This is a genomic window from Thermacetogenium phaeum DSM 12270 (genome assembly GCF_000305935.1).
Lineage (GTDB): Bacteria > Bacillota > DSM-12270 > Thermacetogeniales > Thermacetogeniaceae > Thermacetogenium > Thermacetogenium phaeum.
In genome coordinates, this window is record NC_018870.1 from 2,313,841 (window position 1) to 2,337,402 (window position 23,562).

General features: G+C 45.8%; 23 protein-coding genes and 1 pseudogene. 6 read left to right on the plus strand and 18 right to left on the minus strand.

Features of this window, described 5'->3' with window-relative positions; translation table 11 throughout:
- Positions 1-123 precede the first annotated feature (123 nt).
- Entirely contained in the window at positions 124-420 is a 297-nt protein-coding gene (locus tag TPH_RS11340; protein WP_015051344.1) for a hypothetical protein, read from the plus strand.
- Positions 421-554: 134 nt separating this feature from the next.
- Here TPH_RS11340 and TPH_RS11345 read toward each other — a convergent pair whose 3' ends face one another.
- Positions 555-1,967, minus strand: coding sequence for a CCA tRNA nucleotidyltransferase (locus TPH_RS11345; protein ID WP_015051345.1), 1,413 nt, complete (start codon positions 1,965-1,967; stop codon positions 555-557).
- A 351-nt stretch (positions 1,968-2,318) separates the two neighbouring features.
- Here TPH_RS11345 and TPH_RS16725 point away from each other — a divergent pair, with 351 nt between their 5' ends.
- Positions 2,319-2,654, plus strand: a complete 336-nt coding sequence (locus TPH_RS16725; RefSeq protein WP_201764449.1) for a GreA/GreB family elongation factor — start codon at positions 2,319-2,321, stop codon at positions 2,652-2,654.
- 4 nt (positions 2,655-2,658) lie between these two features.
- Here the strand turns inward: TPH_RS16725 and TPH_RS11350 are convergent, their stop codons facing one another.
- The 6 genes from TPH_RS11350 to TPH_RS15475 all read right to left on the minus strand — a co-directional run bounded on the left by TPH_RS11350 (position 2,659) and on the right by TPH_RS15475 (position 6,954).
- The gene (locus tag TPH_RS11350) at positions 2,659-3,612 is read right to left on the minus strand and encodes an aminopeptidase (protein ID WP_015051346.1); all 954 of its coding nucleotides are present in this window, start codon (positions 3,610-3,612) and stop codon (positions 2,659-2,661) included.
- 82 nt (positions 3,613-3,694) lie between these two features.
- The gene (locus TPH_RS11355; RefSeq protein ID WP_236608791.1) at positions 3,695-4,735 is read right to left on the minus strand and encodes a ComEC/Rec2 family competence protein; all 1,041 of its coding nucleotides are present in this window, start codon (positions 4,733-4,735) and stop codon (positions 3,695-3,697) included.
- Complete coding sequence (locus TPH_RS11360) at positions 4,716-4,925, minus strand: DUF3006 domain-containing protein (protein WP_236608792.1); 210 nt, start codon at positions 4,923-4,925, stop codon at positions 4,716-4,718. The genes TPH_RS11355 and TPH_RS11360 overlap by 20 nt, the downstream gene beginning before the upstream one ends.
- A 112-nt stretch (positions 4,926-5,037) precedes the next feature.
- Positions 5,038-5,412: a phage holin family protein gene (locus tag TPH_RS11365; protein ID WP_015051349.1), complete on the minus strand. Its 375-nt coding sequence runs from the start codon at positions 5,410-5,412 to the stop codon at positions 5,038-5,040.
- Positions 5,413-5,585: 173 nt separating this feature from the next.
- A complete protein-coding gene (locus tag TPH_RS11370; protein WP_015051350.1) occupies positions 5,586-6,098 on the minus strand; it encodes a TIGR00725 family protein in 513 nt (170 codons plus the stop codon).
- A 709-nt stretch (positions 6,099-6,807) separates the two neighbouring features.
- Positions 6,808-6,954, minus strand: a complete 147-nt coding sequence (locus TPH_RS15475; RefSeq protein ID WP_155990773.1) for a hypothetical protein — start codon at positions 6,952-6,954, stop codon at positions 6,808-6,810.
- 107 nt (positions 6,955-7,061) lie between these two features.
- On the opposite strand from TPH_RS15475, the gene TPH_RS11375 reads away from it, so the two are divergent.
- Together TPH_RS11375 and TPH_RS16605 are read left to right on the plus strand one after the other, a co-directional pair.
- Entirely contained in the window at positions 7,062-7,439 is a 378-nt protein-coding gene (locus TPH_RS11375; protein ID WP_028990826.1) for an MFS transporter, read from the plus strand.
- A gap of 199 nt (positions 7,440-7,638) precedes the next feature.
- Positions 7,639-7,728, plus strand: coding sequence for a transposase (locus TPH_RS16605; protein WP_456243260.1), 90 nt, complete (start codon positions 7,639-7,641; stop codon positions 7,726-7,728).
- Positions 7,729-8,170: 442 nt separating this feature from the next.
- On the opposite strand, the gene TPH_RS11385 is transcribed toward TPH_RS16605, so the two are convergent.
- The gene (locus tag TPH_RS11385; protein WP_015051353.1) at positions 8,171-8,935 is read right to left on the minus strand and encodes a transposase; all 765 of its coding nucleotides are present in this window, start codon (positions 8,933-8,935) and stop codon (positions 8,171-8,173) included.
- Between the two features lie 139 nt (positions 8,936-9,074).
- On the opposite strand from TPH_RS11385, the pseudogene TPH_RS11390 reads away from it, so the two are divergent.
- Positions 9,075-9,794: pseudogene (locus TPH_RS11390) on the plus strand (energy-coupling factor ABC transporter permease).
- A 177-nt stretch (positions 9,795-9,971) separates the two neighbouring features.
- Positions 9,972-10,217, plus strand: a complete 246-nt coding sequence (locus tag TPH_RS16730; RefSeq protein WP_028990825.1) for a hypothetical protein — start codon at positions 9,972-9,974, stop codon at positions 10,215-10,217.
- A 431-nt stretch (positions 10,218-10,648) separates the two neighbouring features.
- On the opposite strand, the gene TPH_RS11400 is transcribed toward TPH_RS16730, so the two are convergent.
- The 10 genes from TPH_RS11400 to TPH_RS11445 form a co-directional block, all read right to left on the minus strand.
- Positions 10,649-12,913: a DUF262 domain-containing protein gene (locus TPH_RS11400; protein ID WP_015051356.1), complete on the minus strand. Its 2,265-nt coding sequence runs from the start codon at positions 12,911-12,913 to the stop codon at positions 10,649-10,651.
- Positions 12,900-14,585: a DUF262 domain-containing protein gene (locus TPH_RS11405; RefSeq protein WP_015051357.1), complete on the minus strand. Its 1,686-nt coding sequence runs from the start codon at positions 14,583-14,585 to the stop codon at positions 12,900-12,902. Before TPH_RS11405 ends, TPH_RS11400 begins: the two co-directional genes overlap by 14 nt.
- Positions 14,586-14,618: 33 nt before the next feature.
- The gene (locus TPH_RS11410) at positions 14,619-15,020 is read right to left on the minus strand and encodes a hypothetical protein (protein WP_015051358.1); all 402 of its coding nucleotides are present in this window, start codon (positions 15,018-15,020) and stop codon (positions 14,619-14,621) included.
- A gap of 149 nt (positions 15,021-15,169) precedes the next feature.
- Complete coding sequence (locus tag TPH_RS11415) at positions 15,170-16,738, minus strand: recombinase family protein (RefSeq protein ID WP_015051359.1); 1,569 nt, start codon at positions 16,736-16,738, stop codon at positions 15,170-15,172.
- Positions 16,701-17,192: a recombinase gene (locus tag TPH_RS11420; protein WP_015051360.1), complete on the minus strand. Its 492-nt coding sequence runs from the start codon at positions 17,190-17,192 to the stop codon at positions 16,701-16,703. The genes TPH_RS11415 and TPH_RS11420 overlap by 38 nt, the downstream gene beginning before the upstream one ends.
- The gene (locus TPH_RS11425; RefSeq protein ID WP_015051361.1) at positions 17,156-18,724 is read right to left on the minus strand and encodes a recombinase family protein; all 1,569 of its coding nucleotides are present in this window, start codon (positions 18,722-18,724) and stop codon (positions 17,156-17,158) included. Before TPH_RS11425 ends, TPH_RS11420 begins: the two co-directional genes overlap by 37 nt.
- Positions 18,725-18,785: 61 nt before the next feature.
- Positions 18,786-19,004, minus strand: a complete 219-nt coding sequence (locus tag TPH_RS11430; RefSeq protein ID WP_012208274.1) for an SHOCT domain-containing protein — start codon at positions 19,002-19,004, stop codon at positions 18,786-18,788.
- Between the two features lie 53 nt (positions 19,005-19,057).
- Entirely contained in the window at positions 19,058-20,062 is a 1,005-nt protein-coding gene (locus TPH_RS16320; protein WP_015051362.1) for an N-acetylmuramoyl-L-alanine amidase, read from the minus strand.
- On the minus strand, positions 20,059-20,478 hold the full coding sequence (locus TPH_RS11440; RefSeq protein WP_015051363.1) for a phage holin family protein: 420 nt from the start codon (positions 20,476-20,478) through the stop codon (positions 20,059-20,061). Before TPH_RS11440 ends, TPH_RS16320 begins: the two co-directional genes overlap by 4 nt.
- A gap of 101 nt (positions 20,479-20,579) precedes the next feature.
- On the minus strand, positions 20,580-23,558 hold the full coding sequence (locus TPH_RS11445) for a polysaccharide deacetylase family protein (protein WP_015051364.1): 2,979 nt from the start codon (positions 23,556-23,558) through the stop codon (positions 20,580-20,582).
- Positions 23,559-23,562: the final 4 nt, after the last annotated feature.

Genomic DNA, 23,562 nt, shown 5'->3' on the forward strand with positions numbered 1-23,562 from the left:
CACGTAATAGCCCGGGTTCCACAGGCGGGATAGGAAAGCGCCCCCTGTTTATCCTTCCGGTACCACCGCAGCCATAACCTGCATATACTGGAACAGCAGCGGGAACGGCGGAGGGTGGTGAAAGTGGCCCTGCAGAAGGATGAAATAACCATCGACATCATGGGGATAACAATGAGGGTTTCCCGCCTCTCCACATTGCCCGTTCCCTCCGAAGTGACCGCGGTCATCCCCCGGGTGGAACTCCGGATCTGGAGGTATCGGGATGGAAAACCGGTGGAAATCGAGGAGAAAGTACTGAACAGCGTCACCATCGTGCACGCCCCGCGCCATCCCCCCAGTGGTGAGAGCCCCCGCGCCGCTTCCACCACCTGGACCTTTTCCCCCGGCAGACGGCGCCGCGAGGCAGAATCGCCTAACTGAGGCACCCATCACTCTCAAGCCCAGTTCTCTTACGCCGCCCCCGCCGGCCGGCGGCCTTTTCGCCCCCGCCTGTCGCCAAGGGTTCTCAAACAACACCACAAGGGTTGTGAGAACCCGTGATTGAGGAACTGCCCCTATTTCGTCGGCGCCGCTCGTGAAGCGCCAGCAGTTCCCTGGCTTCCGGGAGCTGAAGCCTCTCCGGCAGCAGCCGGCAAAAATTCCTCCTTTAAGAGCTTCAGCAGCGCCTCCCGGTCGTTCAAATCCGGGTCTTCCAGAACCCTTTCAAAGAGGAAACGGAGGGCACGACCGACCACAGGCCCCGGCTTCACCCCCAGAGCATCCATGACGTCGTACCCGTTAACGGCCAGATCCTTGAGAGAAAAGGGAGGAAGCTCCCAGAGAACGGCATCGATTTCTCTTTGAAAATGCCTCAACCGGGACAGATTTTTGTATCTGCCGCCCAGTATATCCGCCCTGCGCAGCTCCAGCAGATCGGCCAGGGTCCTCAGTCCGACCCGGTTGATGAACCTTCTTACTGCCTTCCTCGTCCTCGGGTAGGGGTACATGTGGCGGTGGACGAGAAAGACCACCCTCTTAATAAAATCCCTGTCAAAGCCCAGCCTTTTTAAGATCTGGTAGGCCATGGACGAGCCGATGGCCTGGTGCCCGTAAAAATGGATGGTGCCGTCTTCAAAGCTGATGCAGCGGGGCTTCCCGATGTCGTGCAGAAGAGCCGCCCAGCGCAGGTGCAGCTCCGGACGGATCTCCTTTAAAACGAGAAGGGTGTGGCCGAAGACATCCTTGATGTGATAGTCGTTCTGCATAATCCCGCAGGTGGCGGCAAGCTCCGGCAGGATAACATCCAGCAGGCCGCTCTTTTTCATCTCCTCGAAGTAAATGTCAGGCCTCTTTCCGGTGATGATCCTGTTGAGCCAGGGCCGGATCCTTCCCGGAGGCACCTCCCGGACTGCGGAGGAACATGACCTGAGAGCCTCCCCGGTGGCAGGTTCCAGCCGCCATTCGCAACCGGCATCGTCAAAGCGCTTCATCAAATAGACGGCCTCCAGCAGGCGGAGCGGATCCTCCCGGAACACCCCGGCAGGGTCACCCGCCGTCTGAATGATGCCGATCCCCGCTTTCAGGAGATCGGCAGTCTTCCAGGGGTCGATCAGTTCCCCGGAAAAGGGATCCCAGGCCAGGGCATTTACCGTAAAACCCTGCCTTTGGATGACGGCAGCCACGCCCACCTGCCTGCCATGTCCTTCGCCTCTACCGGCGCCCTCCGGCCCTGCCACTCTGACGGAGAGATCCCCGCTGTAAACCAGGCGCTCGGACTTACCCTCTACCGGAACAACCCTGTCAAAAAACGCATCGAGCAGCGCCGGCGGGGCGCTCGTGACAACCTCCCACTCCAGGGGCCGCAGCCCCAGCAGACAATCCCGGAGGCATCCCCCGCCCACACAGGCATCATATCCAGCATCATGCAGTGTTTTTAGGACAGCCGTAACGGCGACGGGTATCAGCCGTTCGGAAAGAAAATCCCTCATCTACCCCACCCGTTCTACCTGTCAATCACCATCTTCAGGATTCGGTGTTTTCAATCACCGATATTAAGCCATACTTCCCTTTCTCTAGATAATCCTTTCCTAACAGAACAAAAACTGCCTCCAACGGAAAGCGCGATTTTCTAAACATCCCCTGTTCTTTATCCGGTCGGATGGCTCATAATTTAATTATATACATCCGCGGTAATAATTGCAGTTCGAATCAAGACAATAACTGGCAAATTGAAACACCATTGACAATATTCGTCACAAACTGTTAGATTGCTAACAAGTGGGCATCTAGCCTTGAGCGGCTAGATGCCCGCATGCTTTTTTAGAGCAGTTAACCATTAAATGGGTCTTAAGAAAGGAGGCCGATCAGTATGTCTCGGAAATTCAGGTTTTCCAGATCGACTTTCGAAAACCTGGTCAGGCATCTGGTGGAGATCGAGGAGAGGAAAAACCGGTTCCTTCAGGAATACTTCCCGGAACCGTCTGCAGAACGCAACGAATTTGCAAAGCTGTTCGATCAATATATATTTAAGCACCGCGGAAAACGGCGATATCTCTTACCTCTCCCCGGTGGGAAAATCCCTGCTCATGAGAAAGCCCGGCGAGAAAGTAATGGTCAAAGCACCAGGGGGCACCTTCTGCTACAAAATAAAGAGCATCAAACGCCCTCGCCGATGAGCCGCTACCAGATCGGCTCTCCTTTGTCCATGACGATCCGTCCGTCCAGAATGAGGGTCGGCCGCCTGAGTACCCCGTCAAGGTGGACGGGCGCCTCGTTGTGCCCGTCCATGCTCATATTGTCCCCCAGCGCAATGTGGGCCGTCCCTTTTGCTTTTTCATCTTCGAGCACTTTGCCAGTAACTGCGGCCCGGGGGTTGAAGCCCACTCCCAGTTCGGCAACCAGGCGCGCCGGCTCCCCGTAGCGCCGCCAGACGTCGACAAGCCAGTCCGCCGCCCGGCCGCCCCTGGCCTCGACGGCCTGTCCCCCTCTGATCTGCAACGTCAGCGGCTCCTCCAGCAGCCCCCATCCCGCCAGGGAGCCGTCGATCACCAGTACCCCTTCCGCCGTCCCCTCAACAGGAGCGATGCAGGCCTCCCCGGCGGGAAGGTTTCCGAAACTCCCCGGCTCGGTATAAATTCCTGCGTCCGGGTATCCTCTCCTGCGGGCGATGGAAAAGCTCAGATGGGTACCTGAGGGGCTCGTCAACAGAGCTTCGGCACCGTCGGTGAGCATCCCGGCGAAGCGGGCGCACTCTCCGGCCATCTCTTGATAATTCACGTTCAAGGCGCGCACCAGCATCTCTTTAGTTGCACCGGGAAGGGTGGCAATCCGGGCGCCCTTCTCGGTGGCGGCACGCCGCGCCCTGGTGTGAGAAAGGGACTTGGAGGTGGGCACTACCACCACCCGTGCGGCTTTCATGGCTTCTGCAACCACCGCCGGGGGCTCGGCGCCGGAAATCTCCCGCGGCTGCATGGAGAGGAGCACCGCCTCTGCCCCTATCTCTTTTGCAGCAAGATAAAACCCCTCGCCTACGTCCCGGAGCGCGTCATCCGTGACCACCAGGACATCCTCCCTAGGCCGCACCCCGAGACAGGTCTTCAGAGCCAAACGAGCCGCTTCGATCAGTTCTTCCATATCATCAACACCCCTTTTTTGCACAACCGCCGGCAGTACTAAACTAAACTTCTCTCAAACGGCTCAACAGCAGCCCGAAATGCTATTTTTCCCGGCTCTCGACCGCCAGGGTGCGGCCGTCCGAACGGAAAACAACCGTGCCGCAGCGATCGGTTCGGTAAACCTGTACCCCGGCCTTCTCCAGATTCTTCAGCGTTTCCTTATGGGGGTGCCCGTAGTCGTTCCCCGCCCCCACGGAGATAACGGCGTACTTCGGCCTCACAGCCTGCAGGAACCGGGGAGTGGTAGAGCTGGAGCTGCCATGGTGAGCCACCTTCAAGAGATCCGCCCGCAGAGGAATCCCTGCCTCCAGCATCTCCATTTCCGACTCCGCCTCTGCATCCCCGGTGAAAAGCAGGGCTACATCCCCGTAGCACACCCTGAGCACCGACGACCAGTTGTTCAAATCCTCATAACCGGAACCACGGGGAGCGATAAATTCGGCCGCCAGCCCCTCCCCTACTGGAATAGAAACTCCGCTCTTCGCCTCCTTGGCCTTCAAGCCCTTTTCCTTTAAAGCCAGCAGCACTTCCTCAAAGGTCTTCGTTCCGGTAGCCACCCGGGGCATGTAAACAGCGCCGATATCAAAGGACCGAATCACGGCGTCCATTCCCCCGATGTGATCGGCATGGGGGTGAGTGGCGATAAGAAAGTCAATCCTTTTTACACCGTGCTCCCTGAGGTAGGAAACCACCTTTGTTCCTGCCTCATTGGGGCCGGCATCGATCAGCATCACCCGACCATCGGGCAGCTCGAGAAAAATGGCATCCCCCTGCCCGACATCCAGAAAATGGGCGCGCAGAACGCCTTCTCCAGCATCTGAAGATTCATCCCCGGCAGCGGCGGGCTCTTGCCCGGTAGAAGGAGATCCCGCCATTTCTCCCTGCCCACCCGAGGTTTCCGCTCCGGGAGGCTGCTCCGGCAAGGCGCATCCTGTTATGAGGGCTATCGAAAGGACGGCCAGCAGTAACAGGGCAACCAACCTGGCCAGGATCCGGCATCCGCACCGCTGAAATAGCCCCAGCAACGACTTTCCGATCAATTTCCCCGGCATCACTTTCCCGTTAACCCTCAAAGAGCTCATTCATCATCTTTTGGGCTGTCTTCCTCCTTTTCGCTGTCGCCTTTTTGTTGACGGAAACTTTAATCTCAATCACATCCCCTTCCCGCGCCCCTTCCGGGAGCAGCACCTTCGGAATGTTAAAAGTAAGGCGATCCAGCTCTATCACAGCCCAGTCACCTTCAAAACGGTCGATGACGAACACCACGGCCACCTGCCCTTCCAGATATTTTCCTCTTTCGTCCTGCTTTCCGCCAACAAACCCGTGAATAATATTCCCTTTCCAAAAGGGTATCAGCCCTACGGCAAAATCTCGTCCTCCCTGTCTAGAAGAAAAGCACGTTCAACAGAGAAATGATGATTGCCACAGTAAACGCATGCAGGAACCCCGGGATATGCAAGCCGGGAATCAAGAGACCGGTCAGCATCACCATCAAAGTGTTGACCACCAGCGTAAACAGCCCAAAGGTCAGGATGTTAATTGGCATTGTCAGCAGCATTAAAACCGGGCGCACCAGAATGTTCACGACACCCAACACTATCCCCGCCCAGAGCAGAGTAGCCGGAGACGCATATGTGAGCCCCGGGAACAATAATGCAGTCAGATAAAACCCTCCCGTATTAACGAGGAGCTTTAAAAGCGCGGTGAGCATACCGTCCACCCCCAATTTGCCCCCGAACAGCCCCGTCAGCCAATCCATCGGTAGCTCGATCTTTTTATAATATTACCCATCGTCAATCCGGGGAACTGACACCACACCCCGGATAAAAAGCAGCGCTTCTGCCTTTCTCAATCATACCACCTGCTGCGGGTAGAAATCTACCCGAAAATGGCATTCCTAACGCGAGTTTATGCTTCAGCAATACCGAGCCGTCACCGCGCCGGGCAAAACTCCTCGATCAGGCGGATCGCCTCCTCCGGCGTGTCGGCAGTGATTAACAACCCCTCATCTCGGTAGCAGTCAAAAACCACTCCCGGATCGAAAGCCAGGAGAATCACCTTTCTCCCGTTCTTCAGAGCCAGCGCAATCTCGGAAACGGTTCCCGCCCTCCCCGGCAGCGCCACGACAATGTCGCTAGAAAGGGCATTGATATAATTGCGCCCGTCCCCCATCCCGGTGGCTATGGCAATGTCGATGTATCTCGAGGCCCCGCCCTTATCCATGTCCGGCAGGATCCCCACCGTCAGGCCTCCCGCATCCTTTGCCCCCCTGGCAGAGGCCTCCATGACGCCGGCAGGACGCCCCCCACAGAGAAGCACCCAGCCCTTCTGGGCGATCATCTTGCCGAGCCGGTAGGCCGTCTGCACCGTCTCAGCAGAGACATTTTCCCCACCACCCATCACCCCGACGATGAATTTCGGCAAAAAGATCACTCCCCTTCCCATGATGATTATCTCCTGTAAGTTCTGCTTTAATCCTCTTTCTGCCGTCTGCCATCAGGTAACAATTTCGATCCGGTAAGCTGAGATAACCCCTTTCGCCGACCACAGGCCGCCCACCCACGAACGTGAAGAGCGGGCACCTCACCTTGTTTTATTTAAGGGGTCGTCAAAGGCGGCAGCACCAGCGGAACGCTTTTTAAACACCTTCCCCTGTTTATTATAGCGGTTGTTGACGTCCCGAATCTCGAACAAATGCCTTTTATCTGATGAAGTATTAATGAAGTATTAATAAAAGTAAAGTATAATGAAAGAAATTGGTGACGATCCAAGAACTGCTCTTCCGCCCCGGAAGAGGGTAGGAAAACAAAGGGACCCCCACAGGAACGCGGGCGGGCCTTAGGAATAAATGCCATCAGCGTTTCTGCCGGACTGGCTCTCGGGCCTACCCTGGGCGTACGCAGCATCCCAGAGCTGTCCCGAAGCGAGCCGTCGTCCTGTCCGGCCTGGAATCGGGAGTCGAGCGGTAGACCGGCGGGTGAACTTGATGTATTTTCAGGGCAGTTGGCCTTTTAATCAATATCCCTATAGGCATTGCCGGGCTGCTCTATGCCGGGAAGGTGCTCCCTGAGTTGAAGGGGCAATCCGGCAGGATGGATACCGCCGGCGCAGCAACTGCCTTTCTCTTCCTTTTCACTTTCCTTTATTTTATCAATCAAACCCAGCAGCTGGGGTTCAGCTTAACCACCGGACTCATCCTGGCCCTGGCTGTTATTTCAGGAACATTTTTTATTGAGGCGCACTCCCCGCAGCCCATGATGAATCTGGCCCTTTTCAAGTACAGAACCTTCTCCCTGGGCACTCAGCGACATCCTGAATTTTCCCTTCAGCGGTGCCCTCTCCGACCGGATCGCACCAGGCTGCCGGCAACGTTAGGGGCGGCAATTTGCGCCCTGGCCATGGTGGGCCATGTCCTTTCTCCCATCAGCCGCCTCAACAGCAACCGTCGGATGGCGCCTGGCGCTTTTCGGCATCGGCACCGGCATCTTTCAGTCCCCCAACAACAGCGCAATTATGGGCACCGTACCCCGGCCGCATCTGGACTCCGGTGTCCTGGCCACCGCCCGCAACACAGGTATAGCCTTAGGTATCGCCACCGCCGGATTGATCCTCTACTCATTAGTGCCTCCGCCGGTCATAGCTCAAACCAGCCTCGACGGCAGCCAAGCAGCTTTTTTCTTTGCCGGTTTAAAATACTCCTACCTGGCGGGAGCCGCCCTCACCGCCTTTGCAGCTCTCTTCTCCGGTACCCAAAGCGAACCGGCACGAAAAAACAAAGAAGCCTAAACTTAGAGGTATCCCATAAAACACCGTAAGCGTCAAATACAACCCACCTTGGCACTGTGCTCGAGTTTAAGGGATAATCTTCCTCAGAAAAGAACTGAGGAGGATTTCCCCTTATGACCATGAGCCGAATTGCAAAAACTTTGGGAAGCTCGCATGCCGAAAAAAACAGGGATACTATGCTTCCTGCGGAAGGCCCTCGATACCACCTAGCCGCCTGGTCAAAATCCTTCTTCTACAGTTTTATGAAGGAGTATCCGACCGGGAAGCCGAGGCAAGGCGCCCGATATGACCTACGCTGGAAAGTAGCACTGAATCTTTCCCTGGGGCTCGTTCCCCACTCAGAGCCTCACCATCTGCGGTCGCAGCTATTAATGAAGGAAAGATTCCCAAGTGGAAATAGTTACCAGAACCCGGAAAGAAAGGGTTAGGATGCTCTTTCCTGTCGAAAAAAAGTAAACAAGATCACTTGACTTAGACAGAGATCGCGCTTCCAGTATATACCATACCTGCACCCCAACAGCCACAAGGCTTCCAGCTCCGGCTCCTGGTAAAGAGTGTAAAGAACCCCTCTTCCCTAAAATAACTTTTTTAGGGAACGTTTCGAAAGCTCTTTATTTGTCATGGTGCCTGCTACATCCCAAAAAGCCGCCTTTTATGCTAGCCTGTGTCAAAGAGATAATGCGCCAGGCTCCTGTCCCTGATATACTCCAGAGCATTGCGCATCTTTTCCGCTATCTCTCTTGGCTGAAGCCGCTATTCTTGTAGCTGCGCCTGTTCCTGTACAGGAACAGCCAGAAAAGGTTGACCGCCAAAAGCATGAACCACAGGATTACTTGAGAGGCGACTTCCTGATGGATGTAGCAGTGTTCCATGTTCCAGTTGCCTTTGAGTTCATGAAAGCCCGTGTTTTCTATCTCCCACCTCCGGTGGATGATCTCCCGGATCAGTTCCGGTGTTGCTTCCTGTTTGCTTAAGGTAGTGGCCACCAGGATCTCCCGCTTCTGGAGAGCTTCCTTCAGTTTGCCGCCCACTATTGCATGGCCGTGTTTGATCTCGATGAACTTGACGACTCTTAAGGGCTTTTCTACTCCGTCCCAGGTTTCGAATTGTTCTTCATCCCAGGCGGTGATGTCTGTATGAGTGCTGGTGTTCTTGTCTTCACGCCATTGTTTGGTCGGTACCTGGCGGCTGAATATCCCTTCCGCATCTCTGACTATGTGCATGCGGTCATCTTTTAAGCGGACTACTGTGTGGATGTTTTTGTTGAGCAAATAATTGATGAATGGGGCTTTGGCAAAGCCGGCATCAACCACCACTATGTCGGCAAAGTGCTTGTAGACCTTATAGAGCCAGTCAATCAGCCTCTTGGCAGCAGTGGTCTCGCCTTCCCCCGGCATAATCGGTTCATGACCTAAGATGAGCGGCGGTTTGCCGCCCACTATCTGGCAGGTGACGACTTTGTGTTCGTAGGTGACCGCCCCGTCCTGTTGGTGCACCTCCTGACAGGCAGGACAGCAGCGGCTCCGGGTGGAAAAAAGTCCGGTGCCGTCAACTGCCGCTACCTAAAGAAACGGAATTAAAAAAGCTTCGAATCAAGACCACGAAGGTCGAATCCTGTAGAGGCAGGAGGTCCTCGTGGTCTTTTTAATTTCCTTAAAATCTTCAAATCTCATAAGGAGGTGTAGTGGTTTGCATATTCCAGACGGTTTTCTTGATGCGAAGACCTGGGGTGCATGCTGGGCATTAGGAGGAGCAGCCCTCACCTACGGAGTGCTAAAAACAAAAGAAACGCTTCAAGAACATCAAATCCCCCTTATGGGTGCGATCGCTGCCTTTATTTTTGCCGCTCAGATGGTCAACTTCCCCATCGCCCGGGGCACCTCGGGACATCTCGTGGGCGCTGTCCTGGCTGCCACTGTATTGGGACCCTGGGCTGCATGTGTGACGATGACCGTCATTATCGCTCTCCAGGTTTGTCTTCCTTGATGGTGGAATCACTAACCTGGGAGCAAACATTCTGAATATGGCTGTAATTGCTCCTTTAACAGGCTACTGTACCAAGCAATATCCCGTCTCTGGACTACACGCCTGGGAGACCTCGCAGCTACCTTCATAGGCTCCTGGGTGCCAGTAATCCTCGCTGCTGCTGCCTGCGCTAGCGAACTTGCTCTCTCCGGAATGTCACCACTTGGGGCCGTCTTCCCAGCCATGGTAAAATGGCACACCCTCATTGGAATCGGAGAAGGTGCGATCACAACCATCGCAGCCGCCTGCCTCCCAGGCTCAGCAGATAAAAAACAAAAGCCACGGAAGTCCTGCCCTGTTTCTACAAGGCTCAAGACCTTCGTGGCCTGATTTCTTTTGGAAAGTGGCTTCAGCCACTGTTTTGGAATATTGATTCGACACAAAACAAAAAATTCCTGCCTAGCGGTAAAACGATGGCCATCCTGGAACACAAACATTTGGGTGAAAAATACAAGTGCTGGGGATACCTACTGGTGAATCAGGTGGTGAGGCTCTGCGTGTCTGATCATGGCAAAGGATGCATTTAAATCCGGTACACCTATTTGGAAAACGGAAAAGAAAAGCAGCATGTGCGGCGAATGCCTTAAGCTTGCCATCTACAATAAAGGCTACACGGTCGCACAGTTCGGTGGCGTCGTACATTTTGTGGCAAAGTTTAATCGCAACTTCATTCCCTTTGAGAAATCCGATACACGCTTATCAGCTTCATTCAATAGCCCCACGCAATTCATCGGCATCAAGGCTTTTTTGTAAAGGGTGATCTTTTTGTATAGCCCAAGCAACAGTTCAGTCATTTGATCGGCAGATGGAGACTTATCAAGAGTCTCAAGCCAGCGCATCAAATCGGCGTGCAGTTCATCGTGGGACAAAAACCCTACATTCAAGCCGTTTTTCAGGCTCTTATTTATTTTTTACATTTTGCATCAATACCACGCACTCAACATGGAACGAGCCGCTTGGATTGATGTCTTGGGCTGTTTTTTGAACCTTGCGTTCGTGGGAATATATCAATGGGTTTTTGGGCATTTTCCCCGAAAACGAACGTTCAAGGGAACAAATCAACTTTTTCAAATAAGCATCTGCTTATTTCCTGTTCTTTTACGATTTATTGATTTGCCCTTAATTTTTTCTTGAAGTTTCATCATCTTTATAGTGTGTAATACCAGTCAAGTGAAATAAAGACTCTAGGCCAAAGCCTTTATGAATTCAACAGCTATTTCAATCCTATCTTTGTCATCAGTTTCCTTTAGCCAGTACTCATTTTTAGAATTAGCGATAGCAATTAAATTATTAAACTCTTGTTTTCCATTCCTCGAAACATAATCTTCAGGAAATTTTACTTTCCAGCCGTCTTTGAGGCTTTCCAGAGTTATATTATTTCTTAATTTCAGCGGACTAAGATCACTGTATATACCATAGCACTCATTAACATTACAAATGGTTTTATCTGCAATTTTCAAAGCGACCGTCCTGACATATGGATTGATGTGGTAAGCCAGTAGCGAGTTTCCATTAAGTTTTCTCAACTCATATTCATTTAGCCATGCATAAAGATTTTTTTTATTATCAACAAACCCTCCATATTTTATAAAGTAATATCTCCAATCCCTTTTTGCTTGTTTTAAATAATCAATAATTATATTTTTCAATTTCTCTTCTGAAGTGGAACCCTTTATTGTAATATATTTACATATAAATTCCTTTAGTATTTCTTTGATTTTCTGTGATTCGTTTGTGGTCCTTGTAAGAATAATATTCCATTCTCCATCTCCTCCAAAGTACTTTCTTGCACCAAGTTGACTGTAACCTATAATAACAGAATAATCTCCTATCGAAAGTAAAGCTTTTATAACGGTTGAACTATTGTTTGACCATATGTCAGTTATAATTGAATCCAAATCTATAGCGGGGTTTCCTACAACTATTTCCAAAACATTATCAATACATCCTTTAAATAATGGATTGTCTTCTAGTTTATGAATTTTTTCTTTTAAATTTATATTATTAACAATCAGTGTAGCCTTTTTTATTTCCGAATCTACGGAATCTTTACTAAATCCAGGCATACTGAATCCCTTTTGAGTTAATATTTGATAAACATTTTGATTTTGTATAAGCAAGTCAGTCACATCTTTTAACTGTCTCTTCATAAAGTCAAAACGCAAATTGCTTGTATATCTGGTATTAACCGCTTGACGTACTCTCATCAGCAGATTTCGAATAACTCTTAAAAATTCCACTAAATCAACACTATAACTGTACTGATTTAAAAAAATACAACGTTTTAGTAGTGAATAAAGCAATATTTTTTCTGCTATTCCAAAAGAATCACCCTTTAAACACCTTTTCCAAAGATTACTTTTACCATCAAAAATGACCAGCTTACCTTTTTCATATTTTTCTGAAAAAATGTTGTCAATAAATTTATCCGGATCCATTTGAATTTTTATCCAAAAATCAAGAGAATCTATTAAGAATTCAATGTTCTCCTTCCTGCTATATACAGATTTTATCAATTCATAATTGATTTTAGGTACATTATTTTCATTATATAAAAATGGATTTGTTGTAGGTAATACATTCTGGTTTTCAACATAAAGCATTTCTGTAATAAAATATATATATCGCATAAAAGGATTATCGATAGTATTGGCTTCTTTATACTTCCAGAAAACATCTGTCCAGGCGTTATCTATCTTTAAAGAAAAATCCAGAAGCTTTTCTGGCAACACATCATCAATTATCTGAGTAAATTTTGCTTTAAAGTTTTCAAAATCCGTTAAAGGTTTTCCTCTAGCATTCATTTTTATGTACAAGTTATCAGTTAAGCCAAAGTTTTTAAGTTCCAAAAATCTAAATGTTATTGGAGGATCTGAATTAATATCACGTATTAGTTTTTCAAAGCAATCTTGAGTATCCCTAAAAGTCAGATGAATATCATCAAGCATTGTTAGCATTGATTTTATAGTTGGATCTTTTATCCATGACATATAAAACCAGTGAGCATCTTTAATTAAATCAGATATTTTATCATTTTCTTTGCCAAGATCATATTTAACACCTTTTTCTACTAGCGAATAGCAGAAGTCCCGAGAGCTTATTCTGGTCTCATAAGTAAATTTTGAAAGTATACCTTTTATCTTGCTAGTTTTATTTTCCTTTGTGGCAAGATACCAATGTAATAAAAAGAGAGTGGTCAATCTCTGCTGTCCATCTAATGGCAGTAATACCTTATCCCCTTCTCGTTCTTCTATAGAACCGTATACAAAATCAAAATCTAATGTATTGCTCTCATTAACTATTGCATTATAAAGGCTTTCAAGAAATTCCTTCCTTATTTCTGGTATTTTATCAACATTTCTTCCTTGGGCATAATCTCTCTGTATAATTGGTATTTCAATTCTATACTCATTTATTAGCTTCCAAAATGTATACTTAGTTGTTTGCATCACTATTCACCTCCGCTTGATTAGGCAAATATTTCTGTAAAGTATGTATTATCTCATCATAGTAATCCTTCCTGTCTTCAGGACCCCAAAAATGCAAATGTGATGCATTCTTACTATAATACTTCAAAAATACATTTCTAGTACAAATAGGGATAAAATAGCCTTCCTTATCCATTTTTATAATAATATCACGCTTTACATCAAAGAATGAATTGCCAAGTCTGCTATTTAAGTCCTTATCCAGTAGAGTTAGGTTATTTATTAAATGCATATCATCACTAAATTGGTCTTTAAAACAGTTCTGAACTTCTTCGAATAATTTATTAAATAATTCAGCACTTATATTATCCTCATTTATAGACTTCATTCTTTCAATGACTTCTTTGTATTTGTTTGCATTAATTCTTTCTAAACTTTTTATATGATCCTCAATCCACGCCATCCACTGTTTTACTGTACTCAAACCGTCAGTATTCTGGGCGTGAATGTGTTCAATGCTCCATTTTCCTCTTTTATAAGAATTAAAAGAAAAACGATAATTGTGTGTTTTCATTCTAAGTATTGTTTCTATATTAAATAGTAGAAGTACTTTTTTAATTTCATTCGAGTTCTTTTCATAATCCAGTTCTGATATCTTATAATTAACGTGTTGCCTGATTTTGTTATCAATATATTTTCTAAACTCAGTTTTGCTTTTTCCTTCAGCTGCATCTTTGAGTTGCTCAATTCTCTCTCCGCAAGTTACAAGATAACCTATTAAATGGAATAATTCCCTGTCATTAAACCAATCTTCAAATGTTAAAAAGTAAGCCTTAACTTCATCCCAAATCTCTTGAACACTGCGTTGCCTTAATCTTTCATTAAAATACCTAAAAGTATAAAAGTCATCCCCTCTTGAACTTTTCTTAGCCATTGCATTAAAAATATATTCGATTCTTGTTGGCATATCATTAAATTCTTTATTAATAAAGCTCCAAAACTCGTCATTTTGAAGAGTATATTCAATTCTGTCCCACTCACTAGCTATTTCTAATTGTTTTAACCTAAAAGTGTCATTATCGTTATTATTCTTGTTTGATTTTTGTAAAAATAATGCTTTTATAAGTTCCGCATTTGTAAGTGGTATTTTCCCGATGTTAAGCCTAGTAAAAATATTTATGGGATTAGAACCATCATTAACTTCATACCAGATTATTTTGGTAAGCTTACCTAATGCAATGCTAAATTCATCTCTAACAGTGTATTCTGATTCAACATTTTCTTTATACTCAAACCATTCTTTGATAGTTTTATATGCCTGTCCTATAAAAAAGTAATCAATATTTGATGTATTTGATACATCGATATTCTGTAGAAATTCTTTGCTTTTTTCTCTTGTCTCAAATTCTATGTCATATCTTTTTCTACCTAAAAAATACAAAATTATGTAGATTGTAGTTAATCGTTGCTGTCCGTCAATTACCTCCCACTTGTCGCCATTTTTCTTTACTACTATAGGTTGCAAGCAATAAAACTCATCTTTTTTTCTTTCTTGTTGGGAGAATTCCCAAATATCATCGAGCAGTTCTGTTACTTGGCGTTTTTCCCACCTATATCCCCTTTGGTATGAAGGGATAAGGAATTTTTCTTTTATTATTTCATTAATTGACAACAACTTAATTTCGTTTTCCATAAAAATATCCCCCTACTCTTTTTTCTTTCAAAATTATGATTGCTTCAGCCTGATAATATTACCCGGAAGAGCTTCAAACATATCCGGGTAATGCCCACACCTTGCCCTAATCTGAGTATACTGTGCTTTCTTCCCGTTTTTCTGCAAATACAACTTACGTTTATATATTTCATCTGCAAGTTCGGATGCGTGCATAGTTTTGTTATCAGCCTCTGATAAAACTATTTTCATAGCTTCCTGAAGTGTATAGTTAGCATGCTTGTCTGCGATATTTTCATCAACTATGCCCTTTTCATCGTATTTCAGCACAATATAAGCAGGCTTATTATCTTTAAGAAGAACAACTTTTCCGTTCTTTTCTACAACTGAAAAAACATGCTCCAGATCTGTTCGTAATGAATCAAAAGGAATTAAGCTATCTATTTTTACGTCCATATTTTTCACCTCTACCGTCTAGGTATGTTACCATGATTATACATCGAATTGGCCTTTTTGTCTATATATTTGTTTATATATTTGTATAAAAAGAAATGCCGCCAATTAAGAAGGTTTCCTCCTCAACTGGCGGCAATCTTATTACAATCTTATAGATTCACTTCTATTTCTAACCCAGACTTAAACTCAACCACTAACCTATCATCATATACAATCACTTTTTCAATCAGTTTTCTGACCAGTTTATCATCAAACTCCGTAATATCACCCGTTTGCGTGTTAAGGAAGTCCGTCATCTCAGCAATCCGATCCCGCTTATCTTTGCGGAGAGCATTTCTCGAAAGAGTTTCTTGCCTTAGATCACGTAGTCGGTAAATTTCATTGACAATATTATCATAGCTTTCCTTTGAATTTGCCTTTTGGATCAACTCGGTTTGGAGTTCTTCCAGCCTTTTATCAATATCTGCTGTACTCTCATCCAAATCCGCGCTTAGTACGGTTTCAATATTCTTCTTCAGTATGGCCAGAAAAGAGTTTTTTCCGCTTACCGCTACATTAATGGCTTCTATAATTTTCTCTTTAAGCGTATCTTCAAGTATAGTGGAAGCGGTACAAAACAAACCAGTGTTTTCTAATCGGCTGACGCATCTCCATACAATTGATTTCTTTCCTCGGTTATTCCAATGAACCCTGCGGAATATTTCATGACAGTTGCCGCAAAAGACCATCTGTGATAAAGGATGATTATTGCTATAGTTTCTCTTCTTTCCGTTCTTACTTATATGCACACATCTTCTTTTGACAAGCTGTTCCTGAACCTGCATAAAGATTTCACGCGGGATTATGGGCTCATGGCTGTTTTCTACATAGTATTGAGGAACTATACCGTTATTAGGTACCCTTTTCTTCGATAAAAAATCTACCGTATAGGTTTTCTGCAACAGCGCATCACCGATATATTTTTCATTCCTCAAAATCTTATTGATGGTGCTGGTATGCCATCTGTGATTGCCTGCACCTGTCAGAATTCCGTCAGCTTCCAGACCTCTTGCTATCTGTAGCATACTGGAACCTTCAAGGTATTCTCTGTAAATGCGTTTAACGATCTCTGCTTCTTCAGGTACGATAACTAAATTGCCATCCTTATCCTTTGTATAGCCAAGAAACCGGTTGTGATTAATATGGATTTTTCCTTGCTGATATCGGTACTGAATACCCAGTTTTACATTCTGGCTTAACGATTGGCTTTCTTGCTGCGCCAAAGAAGCCATAATGGTCAGCAGGATTTCCCCTTTGGAATCCAATGTGTTTATATTTTCCTTTTCAAAGTAAACTGGAATATTTTTTTCTTTAAGCTGCCTTATGTACTTTAGGCAGTCCAGCGTATTTCTTGCAAAACGGCTGATAGATTTCGTAATTATCATATCGATTTTGCCCTGCATACATTCTTCTATCATCCGGTTAAACTCTTCACGCTTTTTCGTGTTGGTTCCAGTAATCCCTTCATCCGCAAATATGCCGGCTAACTCCCATTCCGGATTGCTTTTAATGTAATTGGTGTAATGTTCGATCTGTGCTTCATAACTGGTTGCCTGCTCTTCGCTGTCCGTAGAAACACGGCAATAGGCTGCCACCCGAAGCTTAGGCAATTCCTCGGCCTTTGCACTATTCCCAATTCGCTTACGAGCAGGAATTATCGTAACATTCCTGGTTGTCATCTAAAATCACCTCGCTCTTGATAAGACTATAAGCATACTCTGCCTGCTGAAATGGATCATCGTATAGATTATCTGGCATTGAAGCATGAAACCTAAAATTCAGGCATTTCTTTTCATTTCCTTTATGTTCATAAATCCTGCCAAGCGCCTCAGCTCGTCTGCGTCTTTCAAGTTGTGCTTTTTCGAATGTGTCCCTGCTGATAATTGGCGGATAAAATTTATCCTCAACATACCGTTTATCTGTCAGCATTCTTGCAATAGATGTATGGCAGCGCTTAATACCCGCGTTTTTGGCCGCTTCAGTTAAAGAAAGCCCGGAAAGATAAGCCCCAAACAGCTCCTTTATCTTAACCGCTTCCTTTTCGTTAACAACAGCCTTGCCGTTTTGAATGGTATATCCAAAAGGTATATGGCTCATCATTTCATCAACCTTTCCCTTAAGTTCAACCCGCATTTCATTTTGAAACCTATTTCCTCCTGTGAAAACACAATGATTTCGCGGGTAAAATCCTCAAATATTTCGATATCAAATGCATCAATCTGCTTTTCAGCCTTCGTTGCAAATTTAAAAAGCTTTTCTACCTCAACAAGAGTAGTCATGCCTCCATCGATTACGCGTTTTAATGCTTCTCTTTGTCCTTTTAATAAAGCCGCTTCTTTGAGCAGCTCATTTTTCTGTGTATTAAAAAGAGCGGGTTCCAGGTATCCTTTGGCCATAAGTCCCATAATCACCTGAACCCGCTCTGTATTTTCTTTGATTTTAGTTTCCAGTTCCTGAATCTTAGTTATGTTATCTGAGTAATTTGATTTCTTCAAGCTTTGCAACAATGGTTTTAGAATGAACTTATGACCGAAAATAAGCTTATTAATCATAACAACAAAGGCCTGATGGATTGCATCCTCTCTTACAAACTTCATGGAACAGCTTGATGCGTCCTTTATGTGCTTTGTGCAGCACCATGCAATATATTTACAGTCACCGCTGCCATGAATTCGACGCTTAAAATTGCTGCCACATTCTGCGCATTTGATTTTCCCCGAGAAAGGGTAGCGGTTTTGATATTTACTGCTTCCCTTGATTACGCCTTTTTCTTTACCTCTTTGCTTCAATATTTCTTTGACGGCTTCAAATTCCTCATGGGATATAATGGCTTCATGATGATCTTTTATCATGTATTGATCTTTTTCCCCACGATTATAATGCCGCTTAAAATTCTCATCTGTATAGGTCTTTTGCAGAAGGACATCCCCGGTATATTTTTCATTGCTAAGGATACCGCGGATAGTGGTCGCTGTCCAGTGTGAACCTCTCTTTGTTGGGATTTTATCCGAATTTAGCCCATCTGCAATTATCTGTGTGCCTTTACCGTCCAAAGCCTCGGAAAAAATCCGCTTTACGATTTCAGCCTGTTCTTTATTGATAAATAGCTTTCCATCCACATAATCGTAACCATAGGGAGGATACGAAATTTTGTATGTTCCGTTTTGGAACCTGCGCCTGATAGACCACTTACTATTTTCTGCAATGGATAATGACTCGTTTTCTGCAAGGCTGCTCAAAATTGTCAGCACCAATTCGCCTTCCATGCGCTGCGTGTTTATATTCTCTTTCTCGAAATAGATGAAAACACCGAGATCAGTAAGTTTTCGCACCATCTCAATGCAGTCGGTTGTATTTCTGGCAAATCTGCTGACTGACTTGGTTATAATAAAGTCAATTTTCTTGTTTTCACAATCTGCAAGCAGCCTTAAAAGTCCAGTTCGGTTTTCCTTTTTTGTGCCTGAAATGCCTTCATCATAGTAAATCCCTGCAAATTCCCAATCAGGATTTGCTTTTATATAGGATTCATAATGGTCCTTTTGCGCTTCCAGGCTTGCCATTTGTTCATCACTGTCTGTTGAAACCCTGCAATAAGCCGCTACCCTCACCTTTGGCTTGAAAGCTTGGAGAGCATTGTTTCCATCAATCCTTGTTACCTTTCTCACTGTTTTCACCTCCTTTGGGCATGTGACATGTTACCTCTGTGTGCCGCTAATAGCAAGCTAATTAGGCCATAAGCTGTGCATACATCGGCGAGAAAGTTTTGCGGTTCAACTTGTCGATTTTGTTGAATTCTTCTTCTGAAATCAGTCCCGCCTTAAGCATCCTCTGCAGAATTTTGTATGCCCGCCAGTAATCAACCTCTCTTTGAATTTCCTCCTGTGTTATCTTTGTATAGTTCGTTTCCTGCGGGTTATATGGTAAATGATTAGCCGCCTCTATCATTCAAGCACCTCCTATAAAAACTTAGGACAGCCGCGATTGGCTGTCCTTTATCGTTATTCCGGCAATTTGAGAACTTGTCCGGGGTAAATAGTATCTGAAGTCAGGCCATTGAGTTTCTTAATCTCCGGATATCTTGTTCCTCTACCGAGTTCTTTTTCTGCTATTCTCCATAAGGTGTCGCCTTTTTGCACTGTATAGGTTCTATTGCCCTTGTTATCAGGAATGCTGTTTACAATTACAAGGTTTTCTTTTGCTACCCAAGTGTTTATGCCTGCAATCTCTTGACCGCCGGATTTCTTAACCTTTTTGCCAAGCAATACACATTCTTTGCCGCCTTTTATGACCGGCTTGCCTTTGTATAAAGTCTGTGTGACCCTGTGGTAATAGTCATTTTTGACCCACGTTGGAACTTCCACACTGCCGGGGTAGTAATTCTTTACACTGTCCTTAAACTCCACCATATCTCCAATTCCAATATCAGTATTGGTATCTGTACTGTTCTCCAGCGCTTTTTTTACTGCTTTACGGAAAGTATCCATATTCTCACCATGCTTGGGAAACCAGTGCATCACATCAGCATGGTTGCTGGCAATACCGAGCTTATATCCCTCGGAGTGGCAGATGATGTCATTCTCATTAAGACCGTACTTCTTGCAGAGCATAACGCAGAGTTCAACCGCATTCTGCCACGCTTTTCGGAAGTAGGCCTCCTGCTTAGCTGTATCATAGCCGACCATTACCGACCCGGATTTATACGAAAACCCAGCAGGCTCACAGATTTCAAAGCCAATATGGGTATTGTTGGCTGCTCCTCCCGCATGCCACCCGCGATGATCCCAAGGCAGGTATTGCCAAATCTCTTTATCGTCTACAAAAGCATGTACACATACCTGCCTATTTGTTTCGCCGGCTTTATAGGATTTGTTCCAGCGGCTAAACCAGTCGGCCGCCATTACACCCGGCACAGCCGTCGAATGTACCATGATTCCTTTAGGCGTGATTTTGCGGCCTGCTGTATAGCAATCGTTTCGCGTCATGTATTTAGTAAAAAGCTTCATTTCTTTTCATCCTCCTCATTTGAGCGGCCATGCAGTTGTTCCAATGCGTTCTTCAGCTTTTCAGGAATGGGCAGTCCTATATGTGCTGCATTCTCAAGAATTGAAACTCCTTCATTACTTAGGTAAAAGAAAATCACCGCTGTCCGGATTGCCCCGCCATTGCCGAGCACCTGGCTGTCGATTATGTGTCCCACACCCACAAGTACAAAAATAAGTACCTTCTTAAAGATGCCCTTGGCCCCGATTTCACTCGAAAGCTTTCTGTCTACAACGGCACACATCACTCCGGTCACATAGTCAATAGTTACAAAAGCGACGAGAGCATATAAAAATCCATCCAGCCCTCCAAGAAACCAGCCAAGAAATCCGCCAATAGCAGTAAAAACCGCCTGTATCCAGTTCCATACTGTTTTCATTGTCTTAACCCTCCGTTCAACTTGAATTTTGCATATAAAAAAGCGCCCTGCCTTAAAGCAAAGCGCTTTAACTAAGTTTTTAGCCTATATTTGTAAAGTTATTATCCCATCTTCCTTAACTTGAAATTAGGCCTGTAGACGTTTATCCTTTTCCCCTTCTTCCAGAACGAAAAATCGTCATCGTCCAGCTTCCACAGGACGATGCTCCGTATTTTCTTTTCATGAAGCCATTCCAGCAATTCGCCTATTGTATCCCCAGCAGCAAACCATGTTTCTCCATCGGTGCTCTTAGCTTTCCACTGCTTGTCCTCGTAGTCTTTCTCCGGCAAAAGTATTCTTCTTCCTGCGATCCATGTTGCAAGCTCCAACAGATTCTGCTCTGCCGTCATCTCCTCACTCCACAAACAACCGAACAGCCCAATGCCGCCTACGAGCTTATGCCTTGGAATAAGTTTCAGGAGCGTCATATACCGACGCTTGAATTTTTCTAAATTCGTAATAGGCCCGGGTTTAGTCCAAGGCCCATGGTCAAGATAGGTCATGGGAGATATTTTATCCGCCCACTTTGCTATTTCGCAGTAATCAAACCATGCATCCCACTGGCTGTCACCGGAATAAGGATAAGGTGCTGCCACCATCAGTTCATAGCATTTGCCCATGCCAGTATGGAGTTTTTGAGCCAGCTCCTTAAACCATGCGCTTGCAGCTTCCCTGTCTGTCTCTTTTACTTCCTCAAAATCGATACACACTCCATCCCAGCCTTCATTGATAAGGGTATCTGCTATAGCCTGTATACTTACTTGAGGATTTAAAAAAACCTGCGATGCTATATCCGGATCCCAACCATTCTCTCCGTAATTTCCAAATACAGCATAAGCCGGTTTACCCATGCTCTGCCACCATGTCTTGTCCGGGTTTATATCCCCTGCCAAATTTAAATCCCCTGTAAAGTTATATCCGTCAAATATAGCTATATCAATAATGTCTTTGTTTTCCCGCAAGGAATAGCAGCCCCATTCCCGGTTTATTACATAGCCGTATATGGAAAGTGGGGGCTTGGGTTTTTGAGGGCAGAACATTTCAAAGGTATGGAGTTTAATCAGGTCAGCAAAAGGCGGCATCAGAGCATCGTTTAACATCATCACGCGGGGAATTTCATCCATGGCAGTGATGGCAGCGGGGTTGTGGTTCTGGCGGGTATCAAGCACTCCTGCCTGGATGGTAAACATGGCCTCCATGTTGTGGCTACTTTGATTCCCTCTCAATGTTTCATTATTGGCCCCGAAAGGAAAAGCCAACGTCCATACCGGCGGGATATATGCCCCTTCCGGGTAGCTGCTCTCTTCGCTCACAAACCACAGGTCGGGATTGACCGCCGCCTCCTTGACTCCACCGGCCGCCCTGCTGTTCCAAAAACCTGTTGCCTCTGAACTTTCAGGATCATATCTCCCGGAAATGCAAAATACCCCTTCTACCTCCCCGCCTTCATTCCTAGCGCTGTTTCGAGTGATAAACTTAAGGCAGTATTCATGTCCTGCCTGAATAAAACAGGTTTTCTGATCATCAAATTCTATTTCCAGTGTGTGAATTTCCCGCCATTTCTGGTTAGGAGTAAAGCCCTTTCTTAACAGAGTAAAATTGCCAGGAACGCCTTCGTTCCAGTCGCCGATATATACGTCACACAAGGCTACATAGCCAATGCCAAAGGGCATAGCTGGATTAAAAACAAGCTTCCTAGTGGTAAAGCTTCTATCAAATACTACTTTTAAGCAGGTTTCCACCTTTTCAAAGCTGCCAGCCGGGCTTTCCCCGATTTTCTCTCCGGTTACCGGGTCAAGAATATCCTCCGTTTCTGTCCAGGAAGCGCCAAAAAGCGGCATAGCAATTGAACTATTAGGGGTTTCAATATTTTCAATAGGATCCTGCCTTTCAAACGAAACACAATCCCCTGCGTATTCTTCAATCGTCCTTTTCAGCCTCGCTGTATCCGCATCGATTCTGGCAATATACGCATTTTCATTTTCTTTACTTCCAGTACCGTCTGAAAGTATAAGCATTGGAAGTCCATGATGTATTGCCCATGATCCTACCCTGTCATAATCACTCTCGTAACTGTTGGTAGCACAGTTTTCCACATTAAACAGGCTAGGGTCCATAAAGAGACGCAGCTCCTGCTGTTTGTCAGAAATGTTTTTAGTAAAAAATCGCAGGTTATACCAATTCCCCGCTTGAACAGTATAAGGCTGGTCAAAACGGATGATATCGTACCTTCCTACCGGCCAGGAAATGCCGAGGCTCGCATCGTAAAGGTCCAACGGTTCCTGCTTTGGATGCCAATTTTCCGCTACTACTGTTTCACCTGCTATCCCGGCAGCACCTGTCTTTCCTCCGATGCTCACCCGCACTACAAGATCATAACAAGTTTCAGTAGGAAGATGTGTGGCAAATTTTAAGAGGATTCGGTTAACAGTCATTGTCTTGTCTGCATAAAATCCAACATAACTTTCTATGGGGAAAAGCTCACCGCTTGGACTTTTTCCGGTACCAGCAATGGGCAGGGCCCAGTATTGTGAAAGAGGATAGTTTTCCCCTTGATTTAAATACGCATATATGCCATTATCCTGCCAAAGGCGGCAAGCAAAAGCGCTTTCACTGTTCCCTTCCGCATCATCCAGGTCAAAATAGTGAAGCCCGTATGAATGGCTGCCCAGAGTACAGAGCCCGCTTTCAACCATATCTTTAAGCTGGGCAAAGGTCATAAAATCCTGTTTTTCAACAGAGCCACCGATAACAAACACCGTAAAAGGCATGTTATATTGCTTTAATACCGGATAAGCATAGCGGTACACCCCGGCTCTCGCATCATCAAATACAATAAGCACAGGCTTTGCCGGAAGGTCATTTTCATCAAGCAATCCTTTCCAATAGTCCACATAATCCTTTATATGGATTGCCTTATAACCGTTCTCATAAAGCCATTTAATATGCCACGCAAACTGCTCCGGGGTGTTGTAGTACCACTGCTCAGTCCCTATTTCGTGATAGGCAAGAACCGGGATATACCAAGCTTTGTCCTGCATAGCA

Coding starts and splice junctions, on each gene's coding strand:
- TPH_RS11420 (WP_015051360.1), bottom strand. CDS start 17,192: ATGCGGGTTGAACTTAAGGGAAAGGTTGATGAAATGATGAGCCATATA.
- TPH_RS11365 (WP_015051349.1), bottom strand. CDS start 5,412: ATGGATTGGCTGACGGGGCTGTTCGGGGGCAAATTGGGGGTGGACGGT.
- TPH_RS11415 (WP_015051359.1), bottom strand. CDS start 16,738: ATGACAACCAGGAATGTTACGATAATTCCTGCTCGTAAGCGAATTGGG.
- TPH_RS11355 (WP_236608791.1), bottom strand. CDS start 4,735: ATGAGCTCTTTGAGGGTTAACGGGAAAGTGATGCCGGGGAAATTGATC.
- TPH_RS11350 (WP_015051346.1), bottom strand. CDS start 3,612: ATGGAAGAACTGATCGAAGCGGCTCGTTTGGCTCTGAAGACCTGTCTC.
- TPH_RS11405 (WP_015051357.1), bottom strand. CDS start 14,585: ATGGAAAACGAAATTAAGTTGTTGTCAATTAATGAAATAATAAAAGAA.
- TPH_RS11410 (WP_015051358.1), bottom strand. CDS start 15,020: ATGGACGTAAAAATAGATAGCTTAATTCCTTTTGATTCATTACGAACA.
- TPH_RS11430 (WP_012208274.1), bottom strand. CDS start 19,004: ATGATAGAGGCGGCTAATCATTTACCATATAACCCGCAGGAAACGAAC.
- TPH_RS11445 (WP_015051364.1), bottom strand. CDS start 23,558: ATGCAGGACAAAGCTTGGTATATCCCGGTTCTTGCCTATCACGAAATA.
- TPH_RS11400 (WP_015051356.1), bottom strand. CDS start 12,913: ATGCAAACAACTAAGTATACATTTTGGAAGCTAATAAATGAGTATAGA.
- TPH_RS16320 (WP_015051362.1), bottom strand. CDS start 20,062: ATGAAGCTTTTTACTAAATACATGACGCGAAACGATTGCTATACAGCA.
- TPH_RS16725 (WP_201764449.1), top strand. CDS start 2,319: ATGGGTCTTAAGAAAGGAGGCCGATCAGTATGTCTCGGAAATTCAGGT.
- TPH_RS11345 (WP_015051345.1), bottom strand. CDS start 1,967: ATGAGGGATTTTCTTTCCGAACGGCTGATACCCGTCGCCGTTACGGCT.
- TPH_RS11370 (WP_015051350.1), bottom strand. CDS start 6,098: ATGGGAAGGGGAGTGATCTTTTTGCCGAAATTCATCGTCGGGGTGATG.
- TPH_RS16730 (WP_028990825.1), top strand. CDS start 9,972: ATGGCAAAGGATGCATTTAAATCCGGTACACCTATTTGGAAAACGGAA.
- TPH_RS11440 (WP_015051363.1), bottom strand. CDS start 20,478: ATGAAAACAGTATGGAACTGGATACAGGCGGTTTTTACTGCTATTGGC.
- TPH_RS11375 (WP_028990826.1), top strand. CDS start 7,062: ATGTCCTTTCTCCCATCAGCCGCCTCAACAGCAACCGTCGGATGGCGC.